General features: G+C 72.5%; 18 protein-coding genes. 8 read left to right on the top strand and 10 right to left on the bottom strand.

What is annotated here, in order from left to right; translation table 11 throughout:
* Positions 1-3: 3 nt before the first annotated feature.
* From AB0M43_RS15275 to AB0M43_RS15260, 4 genes are read right to left on the bottom strand one after another with little or no spacing between them, the layout of a single operon-like run.
* The gene (locus tag AB0M43_RS15275) at positions 4-744 is read right to left on the bottom strand and encodes a CoA pyrophosphatase (protein ID WP_363724915.1); all 741 of its coding nucleotides are present in this window, start codon (positions 742-744) and stop codon (positions 4-6) included.
* Complete coding sequence (locus tag AB0M43_RS15270) at positions 741-1247, bottom strand: TlpA disulfide reductase family protein (RefSeq protein WP_363724913.1); 507 nt, start codon at positions 1245-1247, stop codon at positions 741-743. The genes AB0M43_RS15275 and AB0M43_RS15270 overlap by 4 nt, the downstream gene beginning before the upstream one ends.
* Positions 1244-1987, bottom strand: a complete 744-nt coding sequence (nth, locus tag AB0M43_RS15265) for an endonuclease III (RefSeq protein WP_363725765.1) — start codon at positions 1985-1987, stop codon at positions 1244-1246. Before nth ends, AB0M43_RS15270 begins: the two co-directional genes overlap by 4 nt.
* 57 nt (positions 1988-2044) lie before the next feature.
* Positions 2045-3184 (bottom strand): CapA family protein, encoded by a 1140-nt coding sequence (locus tag AB0M43_RS15260; protein WP_363724911.1) that lies wholly within the window; start codon positions 3182-3184, stop codon positions 2045-2047.
* 71 nt (positions 3185-3255) lie between these two features.
* On the opposite strand from AB0M43_RS15260, the gene AB0M43_RS15255 reads away from it, so the two are divergent.
* The 3 genes from AB0M43_RS15255 (at position 3256) to AB0M43_RS15245 (ending at position 5949) form a co-directional block, all read left to right on the top strand.
* The gene (locus AB0M43_RS15255; RefSeq protein ID WP_363724909.1) at positions 3256-4491 is read left to right on the top strand and encodes a Gfo/Idh/MocA family oxidoreductase; all 1236 of its coding nucleotides are present in this window, start codon (positions 3256-3258) and stop codon (positions 4489-4491) included.
* A 73-nt stretch (positions 4492-4564) separates the two neighbouring features.
* A complete protein-coding gene (locus AB0M43_RS15250; protein ID WP_363724907.1) occupies positions 4565-5728 on the top strand; it encodes a hypothetical protein in 1164 nt (387 codons plus the stop codon).
* Positions 5725-5949, top strand: a complete 225-nt coding sequence (locus AB0M43_RS15245) for a hypothetical protein (protein ID WP_363724905.1) — start codon at positions 5725-5727, stop codon at positions 5947-5949. The genes AB0M43_RS15250 and AB0M43_RS15245 overlap by 4 nt, the downstream gene beginning before the upstream one ends.
* 66 nt (positions 5950-6015) lie before the next feature.
* Here AB0M43_RS15245 and AB0M43_RS15240 read toward each other — a convergent pair whose 3' ends face one another.
* Positions 6016-6666, bottom strand: a complete 651-nt coding sequence (locus tag AB0M43_RS15240; RefSeq protein WP_363724903.1) for an adenosylcobinamide amidohydrolase — start codon at positions 6664-6666, stop codon at positions 6016-6018.
* Positions 6667-6785: 119 nt separating this feature from the next.
* On the opposite strand from AB0M43_RS15240, the gene AB0M43_RS15235 reads away from it, so the two are divergent.
* Both AB0M43_RS15235 and AB0M43_RS15230 read left to right on the top strand, forming a co-directional pair.
* Positions 6786-7463, top strand: a complete 678-nt coding sequence (locus AB0M43_RS15235) for a Crp/Fnr family transcriptional regulator (protein WP_197006031.1) — start codon at positions 6786-6788, stop codon at positions 7461-7463.
* 242 nt (positions 7464-7705) lie between these two features.
* Positions 7706-8005, top strand: a complete 300-nt coding sequence (locus AB0M43_RS15230) for a hypothetical protein (RefSeq protein WP_363724901.1) — start codon at positions 7706-7708, stop codon at positions 8003-8005.
* 121 nt (positions 8006-8126) lie between these two features.
* On the opposite strand, the gene AB0M43_RS15225 is transcribed toward AB0M43_RS15230, so the two are convergent.
* From AB0M43_RS15225 to AB0M43_RS15210, 4 genes are all read right to left on the bottom strand, one after another.
* Positions 8127-11666 (bottom strand): adenylate/guanylate cyclase domain-containing protein, encoded by a 3540-nt coding sequence (locus tag AB0M43_RS15225; protein WP_363724899.1) that lies wholly within the window; start codon positions 11664-11666, stop codon positions 8127-8129.
* Positions 11663-12466, bottom strand: a complete 804-nt coding sequence (locus AB0M43_RS15220) for an MBL fold metallo-hydrolase (protein WP_363725763.1) — start codon at positions 12464-12466, stop codon at positions 11663-11665. Before AB0M43_RS15220 ends, AB0M43_RS15225 begins: the two co-directional genes overlap by 4 nt.
* Positions 12467-12644: 178 nt before the next feature.
* Positions 12645-13103 carry a RidA family protein gene (locus tag AB0M43_RS15215; RefSeq protein ID WP_363724897.1) on the bottom strand — a complete coding sequence of 153 codons (459 nt, stop codon included), beginning with the start codon at positions 13101-13103 and terminating at the stop codon, positions 12645-12647.
* A complete protein-coding gene (locus AB0M43_RS15210; RefSeq protein WP_197006034.1) occupies positions 13103-13264 on the bottom strand; it encodes a DUF4177 domain-containing protein in 162 nt (53 codons plus the stop codon). Before AB0M43_RS15210 ends, AB0M43_RS15215 begins: the two co-directional genes overlap by 1 nt.
* A gap of 69 nt (positions 13265-13333) precedes the next feature.
* Between AB0M43_RS15210 and AB0M43_RS15205 the strand changes: the two genes are divergently transcribed.
* From AB0M43_RS15205 to AB0M43_RS15195, 3 genes are read left to right on the top strand one after another with little or no spacing between them, the layout of a single operon-like run.
* Positions 13334-13780, top strand: a complete 447-nt coding sequence (locus tag AB0M43_RS15205) for a hypothetical protein (protein WP_363724895.1) — start codon at positions 13334-13336, stop codon at positions 13778-13780.
* On the top strand, positions 13777-14715 hold the full coding sequence (locus AB0M43_RS15200) for an ArsA-related P-loop ATPase (RefSeq protein WP_363724893.1): 939 nt from the start codon (positions 13777-13779) through the stop codon (positions 14713-14715). The genes AB0M43_RS15205 and AB0M43_RS15200 overlap by 4 nt, the downstream gene beginning before the upstream one ends.
* An 8-nt stretch (positions 14716-14723) precedes the next feature.
* Positions 14724-15797 (top strand): ArsA-related P-loop ATPase, encoded by a 1074-nt coding sequence (locus AB0M43_RS15195; protein WP_363725761.1) that lies wholly within the window; start codon positions 14724-14726, stop codon positions 15795-15797.
* Here AB0M43_RS15195 and AB0M43_RS15190 read toward each other — a convergent pair.
* A complete protein-coding gene (locus AB0M43_RS15190; protein WP_197006037.1) occupies positions 15794-16084 on the bottom strand; it encodes a WhiB family transcriptional regulator in 291 nt (96 codons plus the stop codon). The genes AB0M43_RS15195 and AB0M43_RS15190 overlap by 4 nt on opposite strands.
* Positions 16085-16211: the final 127 nt, after the last annotated feature.

Genomic DNA, 16211 nt, shown 5'->3' with positions numbered 1-16211 from the left:
AGGCTATCTCAGCTCGGCAATCCGGTCCTGATCCCAGGGAACGGACCATTGCGCGATATCCAGGAGCACCGACAACACATTGGCCGTGAACCCCCAGACCTGCATGCCGGCCACCTCGAAGGCCGGGGAGACGTAGCCGCTGGAGTGCCGGACCCGGACCCGGTGCGCGGGATCGACCAGATCGTCGATGGGTACCCGCACCACGCGGGCCACCTCGCCCGCGTCCACCGGGCCGACCGGGTGCGGCGCGTGCCACCAGGCGAGCACCGGGGTGACGATGTAGTCGCTGACCGGGATCCACAGGTCAGGCAGGTGGGTGAGCACCTCGACGCTCGCCGGGTCCAGGCCCACCTCCTCCTGGGCCTCGCGGAGCGCGGTGACGGCCGGGTCGGTCTCGCCCTCGTCCGCCGCGCCGCCGGGGAAGGCGGGCTGGCCGGCGTGGTTGCGCAGGGTCGCGGCCCGCTCCAGGAGCAGCACGTCCGCCCCGGGAGCGCGGGACGGGAGCGCCGCAGCGGCGGACGACAGGGCCCGCGCCCTGGGCGACACGGCCCCGGCCCGGGCCGCCTCCGTCGGGGAGAGGACAGTCCCGCTGTCGGGAGTCGGACCCTCGGCGGGGCCGAGCAGGATGAGTACCGCGCTGCGCCGCCCGCCCGTCTCCGGCGGCCCGTACCGCGTGAAGTCCGCCGTGGTGGAACCGTTGATCCGCTCCACGAGGGGCGGCAGCCAGTCGGGCAGGTCGGTCACAGGTGCTCCTCGACGAGCGCGCCGAGGGCCGCGTCGTCCAGCGCGGGCCCCGTGTAGGTGTGGGTGACCCGGCCGTCGGCGGCCACGAACAGGGTGATCGGCAACAGTGACCTGCCGACGGACTTCTGCAACTTGCCGGCGGAGTCGTACAACATGGGGAAGGTGATCTTGAGGTCCTTGGCGGTGTCGAGCGCGCGGGCCCGGTCGTCGAGGGTCACGACGCCCAGCACCTTGACCTGGTCCTTCTCGGCCAGCCGCTGGAACGCGGGCAGCTCCTGGCGGCACGGCGCGCACCACGAGGCCCACAGGTTGACGACGGCCGGGCCGGTGACGGTGCTGGCCGCGCCGCCGGTGAAGCAGGGCAGCTCCATGCCGGCGCCCGAGGCCGGCGCGCAGGCGGCGAACCAGGTCTCCTCCGGGGTGGTGGGCTCGGCCGGCGCGGAGCAGGCCACAGCCGCGACCAGCGTCATCAGCGCGGCCCCGACGATCCGGGCGGCTCTCACAGCTCGATGCCCGCCCGCTCGGCGATCTCCTTGACCCGCTCCCCCTTCAGCAGCCGCACGGCCACCTCCGGATCCGTCGGCCCGACCCCGTACGACGGGCACATGGGCGCCAGCGAGCACGCCCCGCACGCCGGCTTGCGCGCGATGCACACCCGCCGGCCGTGGAAGATGATCCGGTGCGAGAGCATCGTCCAGTCCCGACGCTCGATCAGCGCCGCGATCTCGTGCTCGATCTTCACCGGGTCGGTGGAGGTGGTCCAGCCGAACCGGGTCGCCAGCCGCTGGAAGTGGGTGTCGATGGTCAGCCCGGGCACGCCGAAGCCGTCGCCGAGCACCACGTTCGCGGTCTTGCGGCCGACGCCGGGCAGGGAGACCAGTTCGGCCATGGTGCCGGGCACCTCGCCGGCGAACCGGTCGACCAGGCCCTGGCCGAGCCCGATGATCGAGGTGGCCTTGTTCCGGTAGAAACCGGTCGGCCGGATGATGGCCTCCAGCTCGGCGCGGTCGGCGGCCGCGTAGTCCTCGGCCGTCCTGTACTTCGCGAACAGGGCCGGGGTGGTCAGGTTGACCCGCACGTCGGTGCACTGCGCGGACAGGATCACCGCGACGGTCAGCTCCAGCACGTTGGTGAAGTCGAGTTCGCAGTGCGCGTCGGGGTGCAGTTCGGCGAGTTCCCGGGTGATCCTGCGGGCGCGGCGCTTCAACGCGAGCGGGGTCTCCACCGGGGCTGAGGCCGGCACGTGCGAGGGTCGACGCCGCCGGGCGGGCCGGACGGGTGATTCAGTCACCCCCCGAGCCTACTGGGGCGTCAGTGCCCCGTCGTCGCCGATCGTCGGAGCGCTGGCCCTGAGGTCGGCCGTCGACAGGTCCCGGATCAGGGTGAGTGCCTGCTTCTTCGGGTCGATCGACGGGTACCCGCCCTCGACCATCACGGTCGGCAGCACCTTCCCCGACACCCAGGTGCCGTCGGCGCGCAGGGTCGCGGACACGACGCCGCCGATCCCGGCCGGTCCGGCGCTGGACAGCACCCGGTACCCGGAGAAGTTGCCCAGCGAGTACGCGATCAGCCTGCCCTTGTAGAACTCCATCCCGCGCAGCACGTGCGGCCCGTGCCCGATGATCAGGTCGGCCCCCGCGTCGACCATGGCCCGGGCGAACGTGATCGGGTCGCCCCGGTTCTCGCCGAGGAAGTTCTCGGTACCCGGCTTGACGTGCGCGTACGCGGCCCCCTCGGCCCCGATCTGCATCTGTACGACGACGAGGTCGGCCTGGGTGGCGGCCTTGCGGACCAGCTCGGCGGCCTTGGGGACGTCGAGGAGCGAGGCGCCCCAGGAGTACGGCGAGAAGCCCAGCACCGCGATCTTGAGCCCCTTGGCCTCGACCAGGGTGATCTCCCCGGGCCCGCCGGTGGGCTGGAGCCCCTGTCCGGTGAGGGTGGTCCGGGTGTTGGCGAGCCCGGCCGGGCCCATGTCCAGGGTGTGGTTGTTGGCCAGGTTGAGCACCTGGAAGCCGGCGGTCTTGAGGTGGGTGGCGTAGCTCGGCGGCAGCCGGAACGCGAAGCAGCCCTCCTCGGGCTTGCCGTCGACGACCTTGCACTTCTTGTGCCCGGTGTCCTCGGTGAGCGGGCTCTCCAGGTTGCCCATGATCAGGTCGCCGGTGAGCGGGGCCCGTTTGAAGAAGTCCCTGCCGGAGTTCGGGGGCAGCAGGCTCGGGGCCGCGCCCATGATCACGTCGCCGGTCCCGGTGATGGTGACCGTGGGCGGCTCGGCGGAAGGTGTTACCGAAACGGTAGCGGACTCCCTCGATGGCACACCGGCCGAAACCGGCTTCTTCGGCTCATCTGTGTCGATGGCGAACCCGGCGACGACCACGCCGACGCCGATCAGCATCACGATCGCCAGGCCCGTGACCAGCCATTTCTTCCCGCCTGCCGCCATCGGGCACTCCTCTCTCAGGCGGCGCACTCTAACCTCTGGTCATTTAGAAAGAGTTCAGCAATACTCGGTTGGTGTCGCAGACAACCATCGCCATCGTCGGGGCCGGCAGCCGCGGCGGCTCGTACGCGAACTGGGTCGCCCGCCACCCCGAGCACGCCCGGGTGGTCGCCGTCGCCGAGCCCCGCGTGGAGTACCGGGACAAGCTGGTCACCGAGCACGACGCCGAGCCGTACGCCGACTGGCGCGAGATCATCGCCCGGGGCGAACGGATCGCCGACGCCGTGGCCATCTGCACCCAGGACGCCGACCACCTGGAGCCGGCCCTGGCCTTCGCCGCCGCCGGGTACCACATCCTGCTGGAGAAGCCCCTCGCCCCGACCGAGGACGAGTGCCGGCGGATCGTCGCGGCCTGCGCCGACGCCGGGGTCATGCTCGCCGTCTGCCACGTGCTGCGCTACACGCCCTACACCGAACTGGTGAAGCACGCCCTGCCCCGGATCGGGCGGATCGTCAGCGTCCAGCACCTCGAACCGGTCGGCTTCTGGCACCAGGCGCACTCGTTCGTCCGGGGCAACTGGCGCAACACCGCCGAGTCGACGTTCATGCTGCTCCAGAAGTCCTGCCACGACATCGACTGGCTGCAGTACGTCGTCGGCGCGTCGATCAGCAGGGTGTCCAGCTTCGGCGGCCTCGCGCACTTCACCCGGGAGAACCAGCCCGCGGGCGCGGCCGACCGGTGCACCGACTGCGCCCTCACCGACTGCTCCTACGACGCGCGGAAGATCTACCACCGGTTCTACGACGAGGGCAAACGCGCCTGGCCGCTCACGATCCTCACCCCGGAACCGACCCGCGAGTCCCTCGACCGGGCGCTGCGCGAGGGGCCCTACGGCCGGTGCGTCTACGCCTGCGACAACGACGTGGTCGACCACCAGGTGGTCGCGTTGGAGTTCGAGGGCGGCGCGAGCGGCGCGTTCACGATGACCGCGTTCAACGAGCAGGCCCACAGGAAGACCCGCATCTTCGGTACGCACGGCGAGCTCGACGGCGACGGCGAGACCGTCCGGGTCTTCGAGTTCGCGACCCGCGCCTGGGAGACGGTGGACGCGGGCTCGATCGGCGACGCCAGCGCGTCGGGCGGGCACGGCGGCGGGGACGACGGCATCATGGCCGCCTTCACCACGGCCCTGCGCACCGGCGACCCGAGCCACATCCGCAGCGGCGGCGAGGCCTCCCTGAACTCGCACCTGGCCGTGTTCGCCGCCGAGCGGGCCCGGCTCCAGGGGACCGTGGAGACCGTGCGCTGACGGGCCGTCGGGACCGTCCGATAGGGAGCTAGATCATCGATGGCCGTGGCGGGCAAATGGTAGTGTGCCGGCCATGGCGCAGGTCGAGTTCAGTCCCGACGAGCTCGACGGGTTCGCCGCCCTGCTCGACGGGCAGGACACCCACCTCGACGCCCTCAGCAGGTATGCGGACGTGACCTGCCGCGCCCTCCCCGACATGGGCGACCTCCGCGCGGCCCTCGACGGGCTGGGCGAGGCGCACGCCCGGGCGCTCCAGGACAGCCAGTCCGGGCTGGGCCGCACCGCGCACTGGCTGACCCGCGCCGCCCGGGAGTACCGGGCGCGGGACTCCGAGGCGGCGGCCAGCCTGGACAGGGTCCGGGGCTCCGCGTCGTCCACCGTGCCGGGGCCGCGCGCCGCAGCCGGATCCGGTCCGGCGAGCATGGCCGGACCGGCAGGCATCGCCGGACCGGCAGGCATCGCCGGACCGGCAGGCATCGCCGGCCCTGGCGGCCTCGCTGACCACCCGGGTGGATCGGCGCCGCATGGGTTCCTCTCCCGGGAGGGCGGGCGCGGCCCGGACGCCCGGGGCCGGCTGTTCCGGTCCGACGGCACCCTGGCGCTGCCGGTGCCCGAGTTCCACCGGCACGAGCGGCTCGCCCGCACGGAGCAGCGCCTCACCGAACACACCGAGCTGTGGTACAGGCTGACGAGCGACCACCTCCCCGCCCTCGTGACCGCCCCGCTGGCCGGCCGGATCGAACGCCTCGCCTGGCTGGCGACCGCCTACGCCACCCTCGGCGCGGGCACCACCGCCGTCCTCGACACCGTCGGCCCGGGCCTGCCCGGGTGGCGTACCCCGGCGGGCGCGGAGTTCGAGAGCCACCTGCGCCGCTGGCGGACGGGCCTCGCGGGCCTCGTCGAGCTGGACCGCGCGATCGCCGCCGAACTGGGCCGGATGTCCGCCGAGGCGACCCGGTCCGCCGAGGGCATCCTCGACCTCGCCGACGACCTGCTCGACGGCCCACTGCCCCGCCTGCGCACCCTGGTGTACCCGGACCGCAGCCTGAAGATCTGGCTCGTCCCGGCCCAGACCCAGGAGATCTACACGGAACTGCGCCGGGGCCTGGCCCTGCTCGCCGAGATCGGTGCGGCCCTGGCGGGCGTGGAGCGGGCCTTCACGGAGCTGGCCGACCAGCTGGGCCAGTGGCGGGGCGCCTGCGAGTCGCTGCTGTCGAGCGCGGGCCGGCCGGCATGAGGCCCGAGGACCGCGAGCGCCCGGGGAGCGTGGAGTCGTTCGCCGCGAACCCGTCGGCCATGGAGACGGGAGCAGCGGGAGTGGACCTGTCCTCCTCGACGTACGACGACCAGCTCGCCCAGCTCGGCCAGTGGGCGAAGGAGGGCTGGCACTGGGAGGACATCGAGTCTCGGGTCTACGACCTCTTCGACATTCCCCAGCAGCACCGGCCGGCGGAGTAGCCCGCCCGCCCGCATGTGCCGCAGGCACCTCGAAGCCCGGCCGGAAAGGACGCCAGCCCGGCCGCCCTAGCCCCAGGCGCGCGGCCGGGCCAGCCAGTCCTTGCCGCCGGCCAGCACCGCCGCGTGCACCGCCCGCGCCACCCGCGCACCCCACTCCGACCGCGGCCCACCGTACGGCGCCGGATCACCCGCCACCGGACAAAGCAGACAAGAGGCGTCGCTGGCGGTACCCGTCGCCTCGATCCCCAGTTCCCAGATGGCCTGCGCCTTGGCCTCCGCCACGGTGGCCACCGCGTTGACCAGCGCCGCGTCCGACAGCCGCACGGGCAGGAAGCACACGATGTTGACCGTGCCGGGCTTCAGCCGCCGCAGGTGCCCGTCGGGCGCGGCGGCCCACGCGGGAGCCCCGAGCCCGACCGTCACGTGCGCCGAGACCCCGCCGTCGGCGGCCGAGACCACGTCACGCACGTCCACCCCGGTCAGCAGCCCCACCCCGGGGCCGGTCAGTCCGAGGCCGGCCGCCAGCTCGCCGACGTGCGCGGCGGGGTCGGAACGGCTGTAGGACATGGGTACCGTCGCGTTGAGCACCCAGTCCCGAACGCCCAGCCCACCGCCGTGTACCCCGCTGGAGATCGCGGTCATCGGGGCCGGGAGCCGCCAGTACAAAATGGGTATTTGAGACCCGGACTCGGGCCGGGAGGTGAGTTCGCCGTCCACGGCCACATAGTGGCCCACGGGGAAAACGACCTTGATCGTGGGTGCTGGCCCGTTTCCGACAACGATGGGCCTAGACTCGACTCGCGCGGGCACACCTGCGCGAGTGGAGGTTGCAGACGATGGATGAGGTACTGGGTCGCAGCGGGATCTTCCAGGGGGTAGATCCGGAGGCCGCCGAGGCGCTCGCGAAGGACATGGAGTACATCGACGTCCGCAAGGGTGACGTCGTGTTCAGCGAAGGTGAGCCTGGGGACAGCCTGTACATCGTGCTGTCCGGCAAGGTGAAGATCGGTCGCCGGGCTGTGGACGGGCGACAGAACCTGATCGCGGTCATGGGCCCTAGTGACATGATCGGCGAGCTCTCACTGTTCGACCCCGGGCCGAGGACGGCTACCGCGACAGCGGTGACCGACACTCGTCTGTCCCGGCTGCGCAAGCAGGCCCTGCGTCCGTGGCTGACCAACCGGCCGGAGATAGCCGAGCAGCTGCTCCGCGTTCTCGCCCGCCGGCTCCGCCGCACCAACGACGCGCTGGCCGACCTGATCTTCACGGACGTGCCCGGCCGGGTCGCCAAGAACCTGCTGCAGATGGCCAGCCGGTTCGGTACCCGTGACGGCGGCGTCCTGCGGGTCACGCACGACCTCACCCAGGAGGAGTTGGCCCAGCTGGTCGGCGCCTCCCGGGAGACCGTGAACAAGGCTCTCGCGGACTTCGCGTCCCGGGGATGGCTGCGGCTCGACGGCAAGAGCGTGATCATTCTGGACCCCGAGCGCCTCGCTCGCCGGGCCCGCGTCTGACCACACGGCAACACGAGGAGCCGCAGGGGTGACCCTGGCGGCTCCTCGCCGTGCCTGGCCCGCCGAACCCACGGTCAAGGACAGGTTCATTCCCTGTTACGACGTCCGACTCCCCGGGTTCCCGCGGGCCTCCCCCGTTCGGGCAGAATCGTGTCCTTCCTGGTCAACGATGTGGAAGCCGCGTGGGCAGATCATTTAAGGTCGGAACGCGCCGCCCCGCGCCAACATCCAGGAGCAGTGACGTGTCCGACCCCGCCGAGGGAACCCCGCAGCCCGCCGCCGCCCCGGAATCCGGGTTCGGCCGGGCCGTCGGCCTCGCCACCGTTCCGCGCCCCGCCGGCTACCAGGATCCGGTCCTCGCGGCCGTCCCGGCCCAGCGTTCGGCCGTGACCCCGGCACCCGCCCGGACTCCCGCGCCGGCTCCGCCGGCCTCCAAGTTCCGCGTGTTCGGCGAGGTCGTGCTGCGCCGCGCGATCGGTGGGCTGATCGTCCTCGCGGTCATCGCGGTCGTCACCTACACCTGGAACTACTTCCACCGCTGACCCGGAACGGTCCACGGTGCCTGGCTCCAGGCTCCACCGATCCACCGTGCCGGGCGGGGCCGCCGCTCCAGGCTCCACCGGGGACGGCGGGTTTCTGCATCCCGCCCCAGCCGTCCCCGCGTCACTGGGCCGGGCTGGTCGCCCCCGGTGACACGAGCCCCGGGCCCGCCGTCGACGCGTCCGTCAGCGAGGCCAGCAGCGCGTCGCTCGCGGGCCGCTCGGCCAACTGCTGCGTCGAGTACGCCAGCTCCACGGCCCGGGTCGCCGCCTCGCGGGCCTCCGCCAGCTCCCCGGCCGCCGCCAGAGCCGCCGCCAGAGCCCTCTGGGCCACGATCCGGCTCCGCAGCTCCTCCACCGGCGACTCGGCCGCCCAGCGCGCGTGCGCGACCGCCTCGTCGATCCTGCCGGCCTGCAGCAGTGCCTCGGAGTAGTGCGCGACGGCCTGGGTGCGCGGCAGGAGCAGCGACGGGCACGCGGCGCACGCCGACACCTCCTCCAGGAGTTCCAGCGCCCGGCCGACGTCGCCCTGGGCGCGCCGGGCCTCGGCGAGCAGGACGAGCGGGCCGACCCGGGCGGCGTCCTGGGCGTCGTACGTGGAGACGAGTTTGAGGGTCTGGAGGGCCTCCTCCTCGGCGGCGGCCACGTCCCCGAGTTCGAGGCGCACGTAGCCCCGGATGGTGCGGGCCATGCCGATCAGCAGGGGGTGGCCGGCGCGGGTCGAGTACGCCTCGGCCTCGTTGAGCAGGTCCACGGCCTGGGCGGGCTCGGCGAGACCCCGGGCGACGACCCCGCGCACGATCATGGCGAGGCCCCGGCCCCAGTCGTCGTCGGTGGCGGCGAAGTCCCGGTACGCGCGCCGGGCCTCGCGGTCGGCCTCGGCCAGCTCGCCCAGCTCGGCGGCGGCGAACGCCTCGACGCTGCGCAGGGTGCCCACGGCCCAGTGCTCCCCGACCCGCTCACCGAACGGCAGGAAGGCGGTCGCGAGCCGGCGGGCCTCGGCGAGCTTGCCGCCGAGGAGGCGCGCGAAGGCCGTCGTACCCCTGATCCAGGCTCTTCCGACCGGGTCGTCGAGCTCCGCGAACAGTCGGGCGGCCCGGCCGAGCACGGTGTCGGCGGCGTCGAAGTCGCCCCGGGTGGTGGTGACCCAGCCGAGGTGTTGCAGCGCCCAGGCCTGGTTGCGGCGGTCACCGGAGTCCACGGAGACCTTGTGCGCGGCCTCGAACCGGGCGGCGGCCTCGGTCAACTGGCCGGCGAGGTAGTCGGCCATCCCGAGCCGCAGCAGCGCCTCCGCGCGCTGGGTGGGGATGTTCGCGGCCTCCGCCCCGGCGAGCGCGGCCGTCCACAGTCGGACGGCCTCGTCCGCCGCGCCGAGCACCCGGTGGGCGCGGCCGGCGAGGAGCTGGGCCTGCACCCGGACCAGTGGGTCGGGGTCGGTCAGCACGGGGCCGACGTGGTCGAGCGCGTCGTGCGGCCGGGCGAGCTGGAGCAGCGCCCGGGCGTAGGTGACCTGGTCGGACGCCGACAGGTCGCCGCCGGACAGGGTGGCGGCGCGTTCGGCGTACCGGGCGGCCTGGGTCGGGTCCCCGCCGGACACGGAACGGCGGGCGAGCCGGCCGAGCGCGGCGACCCCGAGCCGGGTGACGCTGGGCCGGTTGGGCGCGTCGTCGTCCTCGCGCAGGCCCATGGCCCGGCCGAAGTGCACGGCCTGCTCGGCGTGCTCGGCGATGAACAGGTCGACGTCCACGGCGGACATGCCGGCCGGCGGGGAGGCCGACACCCAGCGGGCCAGCTCCGCGTGCCGTTCGGCCTTGTCGGCCATTCCCACGCCCGCGTACGCCGCCTGGCGCATCAGGGGGGTGGTGAACGAGAAGCCGTATCGCAGGCGGCGCAGCATCCGTCGGCTGAGCAGCTCCTCCAGCACCGGTTCGAGTTCGCCCTCGGGGGTGCCGAGCAGCGTCTCCAGCGCCCCGGACGGCACGGTGTCCCCGACAACGGCGGCAGCCCGGAGCACCGACCTCGACTCCGAAGGCAACGCGTCGATCCGGGCCGCGAGCACCGCCGCCAGGTCCCGCGACAACAGCCGCCCGTCCAGCGACCCCGGTTCCAGCGTCCACTGGTTGTCCACGGAGGTCAGCAGCCCGCGCTCCTGGAGCAGGGTGACCAGCTCGGCGAGGTAGAACGGGTTGCCCAGCGCGGTGGCGAGCAGCTTGTCCTCGTCGGCCTGGGCGAGCCGGCCGCCGGACAGGTACGCCGACAGCAGCCGGGCCGCGTCGGCGCCCCGGAGCGGGGACAGCGCGTGCACCTCGGCGTCGGAGATCCGGCCGAGCACCCCGGCGGTCCGGACCAGCTCGGGGCGGCCGAGCAGCAGCACGAGTACCGGGCCGCTGAGCCGGGACAGCATGGCCCCGAGCGCGTCGATGCTCTGCGGGGTCGCGTCGTGCGCGTCGTCGACCTCGACGAGCAGCGGGGTCTCGGTGGCCAGCGCGGACAGCAGGGTGGCGACGGCGGCGGGCACCGCCTCCTCCTCGGACTGCTCCCGGCCGAGCCGTTCGGGCTGCATGACGGGCAGTTCGCCGAAGCCGAGGAGGGCGAGCAGCAGGTCGATGCTGATCGGGTCCTTGGCCTTGCCGCTCTTGGCGAGCCGTTCGGCGACCCGGCGGAGCCGTTCCTCGGCGACGCCCTTGGTCAACCCGGGGTGGGTGTTGCTGTCCTCCTGGTTGAGGCCGATGGCGACCCGGACCAGGTCCGCGAGCGGCGCGAGCCGTCTGCGCTCGCCGTACGCCGCGCACCGCACCGACAGGGTCCGGGTGCCGCGCTTGGCCGCCTTGCGGGCCGCCTCGGCCGCGAACCGGCTCTTGCCGACCCCTGCCTCGGCGGTGACCACGAGGATGCGGGGCTCGCCCCGGTCGATGACCTCGGACAGCCGGTCGGTGACCCGGCCCAGGTCGGTCTCCCGGCCGAGGAACGCGGCCTCGTCGCTGAAGCCGAGCCGTTCGCGGTCCATGGGGGCGTCGAGCAGGCCGAGGAGTTCGTACGTTTCGACCGGCTCGCGTTTGCCCTTGAGCTTCAGCGGGTGCAGTTTCCGCCACGCGGCGATCCGCCGGGTGTCCGCGGCCGTGTACTCGCCCGCGTATGCCGTGCCGATCGCCGCCGCGTCGCCGATCCGGGCGGCCGTGTTCACGGTGTCGCCGATGACCGTGTACTCCACGCCGGCCTGGACCCCGGCCACCACCTCGCCGGTGTTCAGCCCGATCCGCAGCCCCATCGGGACGCCGCCGCCCTGCTCGTCGTCCAGCACCCGCCGGACGGCCCGCTGCATGGCCAGGGCGGCCCGGACGGCCCGCTCGGTGTCGTCCTCGTGCGCGACGGGCGCGCCGAACACGGCCATGATGCCGTCGCCGGTGAGCTTGTCCACGTGCCCGCCGAACGTCTTGACGGCACCGGCCAGCGCCGCGAGCACCCGGTCGGTGACCGCCCCCACCCGTTCGGGGTCGCGGTCCTCGGACCAGGCGGTGAAGTCGGACAGGTCGCCGAACAGCACGGTGACGATCCGGCGTTCGGTGACGGGCAGCACGGCCTCGGCGGCCGGGAGAGCGGTGCCGCAGTTGTGGCAGAACCGGGCCCCGGCGACGGCGGTGGTGCCGCAGACCGCGCAGGTCACCGTGTCACCCGCAGGTAGTCGAGCTGGGCGCGCACGGTCAGCTCGGCGGCCCACCACAGCGCCGGGTCGACGTCGGAGTAGACGACGGCGACGACCTCGGCCGGGGTGTTCGCGCCGGCGTCGAGCGCGGCGCGGACCTGGTCGAGCCGGGCCCGGCGGTGCGCGAGGTAGTGCCCGGCGGCGGCGGAGACGTCGGCGAGTGCCGGGCCGTGTCCGGGCAGCGCGGGGATCGACCCGAGAGCTTCGAGCCGAGCAAGACTTTCCAGGTACGCCCCGAGGTTGCCGTCCGGGTGCGCCACGATCGTGCTGCCCATGCCCAGGATGGTGTCCCCGGTGAGCACGGCCTCCCCGTTGACCAGGAAGGACGCGGAGTCGGACGTGTGCCCGGGGGTGGTCAGGACCTCGACGGTGATCCCGGTGAGCGGCACCTCGTCGCCGTCGCGGAGCTCCTCGGGGGCGCTGCCGTCGGGCTCTTCGTGGCCGACCGGGTGCGCGCCGTGCGCGGGGTCGACGGCCAGGATCGGGGCGCCGGTCAGCTCGCGGAGCCGGGCCGCGCCCTCGACGTGGTCGTGGTGGCCGTGGGTCACGAGGATCATGGCGACGGGTCCGTGCGCGACGATCGCCGCGAGGTGGGCCTCGTCGAGCGGGCCGGGGTCGACCACGAGGCCCGCGTAGGCCTCCGGGTCGCGGAGGACCCAGGTGTTCGTTCCGGTGAGGGTCATCGGCCCCGGATTGGGTGCACGGACCAGCCGCGCCCACGCCGGCAGCTCCTCCAACAGGGCGCCCGCCGACCCGGACATCCGCCCCCCAGCATCCGTCATGACAGAGATGGTACGGCGACGAAGCTCACGTTGCCCGGCCCGTGGTTACTCCGCGTCAATCGATCTACGCATATCGGGTCAAGCACCCAGAGAAGTCGGGGAGAGCTGTCGTCATCCAGTCACAGAGAACGACAACTCCCCCCAAAACTGCTAGAAACTACCGGACCTCGACGATCAGGTCGACCTCGACCGGGGCGCCCAGCGGGAGCTCCGACACGCCCACCGCGGCGCGGGCGTGCCGGCCGGCCTCGCCGAACACCGCGAGGAACAGGTCCGAGGCGCCGTTGATGACGCCCGGCTGGCCGGTGAAGCCCTCGGCGGAGGCCACGAAGCCGCCCACCTTCACGATCTTGACGACCTCGTTGAGCCCGACGAGCGAGTCGACGGCGGCGAGGGCGTTGAGCGCGCAGATCGCGGCCAGCTCCTTCGCGCGCTCGGCGGTGATGTCCGCGCCGACCTTGCCGGTGTCGGCGAGCTTGCCGTCCACGAACGGGATCTGACCCGACACGTAGACGAGGTTGCCGGTGCGGACGGCGGGCACGTACGACGCTACGGGCGCGGCCACGACCGGCATGGTGTGCCCGAGCTCGATGATCTTGGCGTAGGGGTCAGACATCACTTCTCCAGAGGGCGCTTCAGGTAGGCGACGGGCTGCTCCGGGCCGTTCGGTCCGGGGATGACCGTCACGAGCTCCCAGCCGTCCTGGCCCCAGTTGTCGAGGATCTGCTTCGTGGCGTGTACCAGCAGGGGCACAGTCACGTATTCCCACTTCGTCATGGTCCGAAAACCTATCAGTCGCCAGGTGGCACTACGCTGAGTCTGCAGCGCCACCACGCGGAGGGGTACATGCGGGCTCGTAGCGGAATGATCACCAGCCTGGTCTTCGGTGTGCTCCTCCTCCTCTGTGTCGGCGGGGGCACCGGGGCTTTCGCACTCGTCAGACACCTGGAGGGTCCCGGGGCCCTGACGCCCGCCGCCGCCGCGGAGAGCTTCCTCAACGGCGTGTTCAACGCCCGCGACCTGGACATGGCCAGCAAGTACGTGTGCTCGGAACTCGAGCCGGACGCCGTCGCGCAGAAGATCAACGAGGTCAACGCGCTCGGCCGCGAACACCCGTTCGTCTCCTTCGACTGGACGAAGACCGAGAAGTCGAACGAGGACCACAAAGCGGTGCTCGACGTGATGGTCAGGGCCATCGACAAGGGCGAGGCCATCGCCAAACAGCACCTGGAGATCGCCGTGGTCGACGACGGCGGCTGGCGGGTCTGCGGCGTACGGCGTCTGCCCTCGTGACGGCCCCCCGGCTGCACATCGTCACGGGCAAGGGCGGGACCGGCAAGACCACGGTCGCCGCCGCCCTGGCGCTCGCCCTCGCCGGTGAGGGCCGCCGCGTCCTGCTGGTGGAGGTCGAGGGCCGCCAGGGCATCGCGCAGCTCTTCGACACCGCGCCGCTGCCCTACGAGGAGCGCAAGATCGCCACCGGGCCGGACGGCGGCGAGGTCCGCGCGCTCGCGGTGGACGTCGAGGAGGCCCTCCTCGAATACCTGGACATGTTCTACCGGCTGGGCCGGGCCGGCCGGGCGCTGCAGAAGTTCGGCGCGTTCGACTTCGCGACGACAATCGCCCCCGGGCTGCGCGACATCCTGCTCACCGGCAAGATCAAGGAAGCCACGACCAGGACCGAACACAACAAGCGGGTGTACGACGCGATCGTCGTCGACGCGCCGCCCACGGGTCGGATCGGCCGGTTCCTCAACGTGACGGCCGAGGCGGCCAAGCTGGCCAAGGTGGGCCCGATCAAGACCCAGAGCGAGGGCGTCGCGGCGGTACTCCGATCGCCCATGGCCACCGTGCACGTGGTGACCCTGCTCGAGGAGATGCCCGTCCAGGAGTGCCGGGACGCGATCACCGAGCTCACGGCCCTGGACATGCCGATCGGCTCGGTGATCGTCAACGCGACCCGGCCCTCGGCGCTGGACGGCGTCAAGATCACCCAGGCGGAGCTGAAGCGCGGGCTGACGTCCGCCGGGCTGCCCGCCGACAAGGCCACGGTCACCGGTCTGCTCGAAGAGGCGAAACTCCATCAGGTACGCCTCAGACTGGAGCGGGAACTGCGCGCGGAACTGGCCGCACTCGAGTACCCCCTGGTGGAGTTGCCCTTGTTGCCCGACGGCGTGGACCTCGCCGGCCTCTACGGGCTGGCCGCGACCCTGCGGGGTGCCCTGTGAACCTCGACATGGACGCGCTGCTCGCCGACTCCCGCACCCGGATCGTGGTGTGCTGCGGCTCGGGCGGGGTCGGCAAGACCACCACCGCCGCCGCCCTGGCCCTGCGCGCCGCCGAGAAGCACGGCCGCCGGACCGTGGTGCTGACCATCGACCCGGCCCGCCGGCTGGCCCAGTCGATGGGCCTGACCGAGCTGGACAACACCCCGCGCAAGGTGGAGAGCGCCGACGGCGACCTGTTCGCGATGATGCTCGACATGAAGCGGACCTTCGACGAGGTCGTGCTCGCCCACACCGACCCGAAGCGCGCGAAGGAGATCTTCGCCAACCCGTTCTACCAGGCCATGAGCTCGACGTTCGCCGGGACGCAGGAGTACATGGCGATGGAGAAGCTCGGCCAGCTCCGCGCCACCGAGGAGTGGGACCTGATCGTGGTGGACACCCCGCCGTCCCGGTCGGCGCTGGACTTCCTCGACGCCCCGCAGCGGCTGGCCCGGTTCCTCGACGGCCGGATGCTCCGGATGCTGCTCGCCCCGGCCCGCGCCGGAGGTCGGAGCGTGTTCAACCTGGTCACGGCCTCGTTCGGCGTGATGACCAAGGCGTTCACGAAGATCCTCGGCGGCCAGCTGCTCACCGATGTGTCCGGGTTCGTCACCGCGCTGGACTCGATGTTCGGCGGGTTCCGGGAGCGCGCGGAGCAGACCTACAAGGTGCTCCAGGCCCGGGAGACGGCGTTCCTCGTGGTGGCAGCCCCGGAACCGGACGCCCTGCGCGAGGCCGCGTACTTCGCCGGCCGGCTCGCCGAGGAGAAGATGCCGCTCGCCGGCCTGGTACTCAACAGAATGCACCGGCTGGCGGTCCCGGACCTGTCGGTCGAACGGGCGCTGGCCGGTGCGGAGAAGGTCGACAGCTGGGTGACGGAGGAGGTCCTGCGGCTGCACGCGGACCTCAGTCGGCGGGTGGCCCGGGAGCGGCGACTGGCGGACCAGTTCACCGCCGCCCGGCCGGGCGTACCCGTCTTCGAGGTGCCCGCCCAGCCGGAGGATGTCCATGATCTGGACGGCCTCCGGCGGGTGGTCGGTTAGCAGATCTTCGCGAGTTCGCGATCCTTGAGGGCGGCCTCGAAGAGGCGCCGCCAGCTGGTGACCTGTGGGTGTCGGCGGATCAGGGCGCGGCGCTCCCGTTCGGTCATACCGCCCCAGACTCCGAACTCGATCTTGTTGTCCAATGCGTCGGCGAGGCATTCGTAGCGGACCGGACACGTCCGGCACACTCGTTTCGCCACGTTCTGTTCAGCCCCCTGAACGAACAATGCGTCCGGATCCCCGGATCGACACGCGGCTGCGCTCGCCCAATCAACGACAAGGCCCATATTTCCCGGTCCCCCCTTGTATGGTCCCCCCTCATGGCCCGATACCCCGTGCCCGGACCACCCAACCCCCACCCGGCCCGACCGTGGTCCGCGAACCCCCTCGCCGACGCACTTTCCAAGCCGTGTG

It is taken from the genome of Longispora sp. NPDC051575 (genome assembly GCF_040681875.1).
In the GTDB taxonomy this organism is placed as follows: domain Bacteria; phylum Actinomycetota; class Actinomycetes; order Mycobacteriales; family Micromonosporaceae; genus Longispora.
Note: the sequence above shows the minus strand (reverse complement) of the source record. Positions and strands in the feature narration are given on the sequence as shown.